The sequence below is a fragment of the Enterobacter sp. PL_is379 genome (assembly GCF_055817355.1).
Genome location: NZ_JBVPGT010000006.1, coordinates 1 through 3,020 on the forward strand (window position 1 = coordinate 1; position 3,020 = coordinate 3,020).

Here is a 3,020-nt window from a genome sequence, read left to right on the forward strand (position 1 = left end):
CGGCGCCTGGAGTACGATTATCGCAATAACCTGGTGCGGGAAGAACGGGACGATAACCCGTTTAACTGGAACCGCTGGCAGTACGACAGCGCCGGGGCCTGCTCGCTCAGGACGGCTCGCTGCCCGGTCAGGAGCAGTGGCACTGGGATGCGGCTGGTAACCCGTTAGAGGGCGCTGGAAAGAAGACTGCCCATAACCGGGTCACGCAACTGAACGGTATTCAGTGGCGTTATGACATCCACGGCCGTACCGTAGAGAAGGATAACGGCCAGATCCGCTGGCACTACCGGTACGACGGCGAACACCGCCTGGGGCAAGCTGCTGCGGGAGAGCGAGACGCAGGGATCAGGATATTCCCAGAACGAGCGGATGCAGGGGCAACACCTGCATTGTGAGAGAGTTGCACGACAATCTGTTCAGGTATTACGACCCGGACTGCGGACGGTTTACGCATTAGGACCCGATAGGGCTGGCGGGGGGATAAATCTTTACCAGTATGCGCCGAATGCGCTGGGGGGATCCTATAGGTTTAACCGCTTGCAAAAATGGAAGCCCTAAACGGTCAGTGAGAAACATGTCATTTGCTGACTGGATTAAAAGAAAGGCAAAAGGTGGGAATAATACCCATGTGTATTTAGGATTTAGAATCACTGAAGAAGGCTAAATCGCGGTCATGCACGGAGCATAGAATAAGCAGTTATTCACAATAATTCCCATTTTGAAAATTCTATCAATAGCATAAGTCCTACAAGAAAGTTATACTCGGATGCTGTTTTGTGGGGTGGAAACTGGCTTAAAAACAATGGGGTTAATGTAAAATGGCCGACAGACTTACAGTAGTGTCAGGAAATGAAAAGCAAAAAAAGTGGCCAAAAGAAGGCGATGTTTTTTACTTCCAGTTAAATGATGATCGATTAGGCTATGGTATGGTCGCCCTGGGTAAAATAGATGTCGGCCCATTCAAAAATACTATAGTTATATATATATATGACTATTTTACATCTTCGCTTCAAGAAGATGCTGTATTGGCAAAAGATAATTTGCTATTGCCACCAATTATTACTGATAATTCATGTTGGAAAAACGGTTCTTTCGTAACGTTTAAAACTATCGAAACGAGCGAAGTGGATATTTTACCACAGCATTATTTTAAAAATCCTGTCAGAAATAAAATATATGATCAGCATGGAGTGCCAATTGAATCGCCGACTGAGAATATACCAGTCGGTGAAGAGTCGATTCAATTCTATAAAAGCATTATAAAATCTATAGAAAGCTTTGTTAACTAATAGGCTAGACCGGGGAGGTATTTCCGGCCTTTGCTTACGCAATGAGAAAAATCATAAGCATACAAACAGATACTACCACTTTAGTTATTTATGATTTGATATCATTAAAGCATAGAATAAATGGAGACGTAGATTGGTGGAGTCTTCCAGAAGATGAAGTAGAAGAGGTAAATAAAGGGAATGTATTATTTCTCAATCTTGGGGATGATGGCGCCTATAAAGTCAATATTAAAAAAACTTACCTAAAAACATGTTTAGAATGAGTGACGGAAAACACTTCCAGAAAGCGAACAGACAATTATATTATAAAATGAATAATGACCCATCATATAGAGCTTCCCTTGAGGAAAAATTCCCGGGCATATTTGAAAAGGTTTCACCAGGTAAGCGTGGCGCGCTCCTAAGAACAGCTCCAACAGGTTCTGGTTGGGAAACAACTTGGCATCATCATGAGCGAGTTGGTGGGTTGTTACAATTGGTTGATTGGCCAGATCATAACTCAAGGCATCTGGATTATGACCCGAAAGGATATGGTGGAAGAAAAACTTGGGGGGGCTCGATGCAGATAATTGTGAGGGTATAATGAATACATATACATCTATAGATGAATTAATAGCAAGTCTTTCTCAGTTAGAGCCGGGTGAATGGATTTATACTAATATAAACACATGGGAAGCACGGCCTGAAGATACTCACTTCTTTTATATTTCTTGGGGTTATATCCAAAGTTTGGAGGATGACGAAATATACCTTGATGAAGAGGGTCTGGAAATGCCCTTAGCAGTAGAAACTTTTTCTTTGAAAGGATGGATGTTAGTCAGTTCTTTGAACTATATGGTGAAGAATAAAAATAGTGGAGGTCATGGGAATAAATGGTTTATCGATGAGGTGAATTATTATAGGGAAAATGACACATATAGAACATGATTTTAATAATGATGAGCAGTTCGCTTAATTAAGCAACCAATTCGAAATGCCTTGACAAAAGCCCACGCTCTGTCGTTTCTGGAATGCGGGGCGGAAAAGCTCCAATAGTGCATGATACACAGTGGAGCGGGAAAAATAGATCTTATGTCCTACACCAGAGAACCCCTATCCAACATGGAGGCGGTATTTATGATGATTGATAATCAAGTAATCGTTACAACAAAATATCACCTTGACATTCTAGATCGTGCTTATCATTTTTGAGGTCTAATATGCAAAGACAAGTGCTTATCGAACTAATAAGGAAAATCCAACACAGCGAAGGGACAGAAGAAGAAGCTGATAATGACATCGACCTCCTTTGTAGAAGTGTCGCAGATCCTCAGGCAGCTAATTATATTTATTATGAAGAACTTAGCGCAGAAGAAATTGCGGATAAAATTATAAGTTATAAACCACTTCAATTATAAGTAGTATTCGGGGGGCGCAATGAGTCCCCCATATTGAAAAAAACCATCCCAAAGCTTGGTTTTTTTTCATTCAAAACAAATCAAACGTTAAACAAGAAGTTCATTACGTCGCCATCTTTAACGATGTAATCTTTATCGATGGGACAACTTTACCGGCAATGCCCAGCGCCCGTCGCCGCGCCGCTGGTCCCGCCGCCTGGAGTACGATTATCGCAATAACCTGGTGCGGGAAGAACGGGACGATAACCCGTTTAACTGGAACCGCTGGCAGTACGACAGCGCCGGGGCCTGCTCGCTCAGGACGGCTCGCTGCCCGGTCAGGAGCAGTGGCGCT

The 3,020-nt window shown here is 42.9% G+C and carries 4 protein-coding genes and 3 pseudogenes; all 7 read left to right on the top strand.

What is annotated here, in order from left to right:
- Positions 1-664 (top strand): annotated as a pseudogene (locus tag AC0TOY_RS00060) (RHS repeat domain-containing protein); the annotation flags it as partial.
- Between the two features lie 154 nt (positions 665-818).
- Complete coding sequence (locus AC0TOY_RS00065; RefSeq protein ID WP_024907041.1) at positions 819-1,289, top strand: Imm26 family immunity protein; 471 nt, start codon at positions 819-821, stop codon at positions 1,287-1,289.
- Between the two features lie 41 nt (positions 1,290-1,330).
- A pseudogene (locus AC0TOY_RS00070) lies at positions 1,331-1,522 on the top strand (DUF6386 family protein); the annotation flags it as partial.
- A 349-nt stretch (positions 1,523-1,871) separates the two neighbouring features.
- Positions 1,872-2,216, top strand: coding sequence for a hypothetical protein (locus AC0TOY_RS00075; RefSeq protein ID WP_473721376.1), 345 nt, complete (start codon positions 1,872-1,874; stop codon positions 2,214-2,216).
- A gap of 83 nt (positions 2,217-2,299) precedes the next feature.
- Complete coding sequence (locus tag AC0TOY_RS00080; protein WP_350310066.1) at positions 2,300-2,416, top strand: hypothetical protein; 117 nt, start codon at positions 2,300-2,302, stop codon at positions 2,414-2,416.
- A gap of 72 nt (positions 2,417-2,488) precedes the next feature.
- Positions 2,489-2,686 (top strand): hypothetical protein, encoded by a 198-nt coding sequence (locus tag AC0TOY_RS00085; RefSeq protein WP_023292191.1) that lies wholly within the window; start codon positions 2,489-2,491, stop codon positions 2,684-2,686.
- A 130-nt stretch (positions 2,687-2,816) separates the two neighbouring features.
- Positions 2,817-3,020, top strand: a pseudogene (locus tag AC0TOY_RS00090) (RHS repeat domain-containing protein); the annotation flags it as partial.

Excerpts from the sequence above, each read along its gene's own strand:
- AC0TOY_RS00065 (WP_024907041.1), top strand. The coding sequence starts at position 819 with ATGGCCGACAGACTTACAGTAGTGTCAGGAAATGAAAAGCAAAAAAAG.
- AC0TOY_RS00075 (WP_473721376.1), top strand. The coding sequence starts at position 1,872 with ATGAATACATATACATCTATAGATGAATTAATAGCAAGTCTTTCTCAG.
- AC0TOY_RS00080 (WP_350310066.1), top strand. The coding sequence starts at position 2,300 with ATGCGGGGCGGAAAAGCTCCAATAGTGCATGATACACAGTGGAGCGGG.
- AC0TOY_RS00085 (WP_023292191.1), top strand. The coding sequence starts at position 2,489 with ATGCAAAGACAAGTGCTTATCGAACTAATAAGGAAAATCCAACACAGC.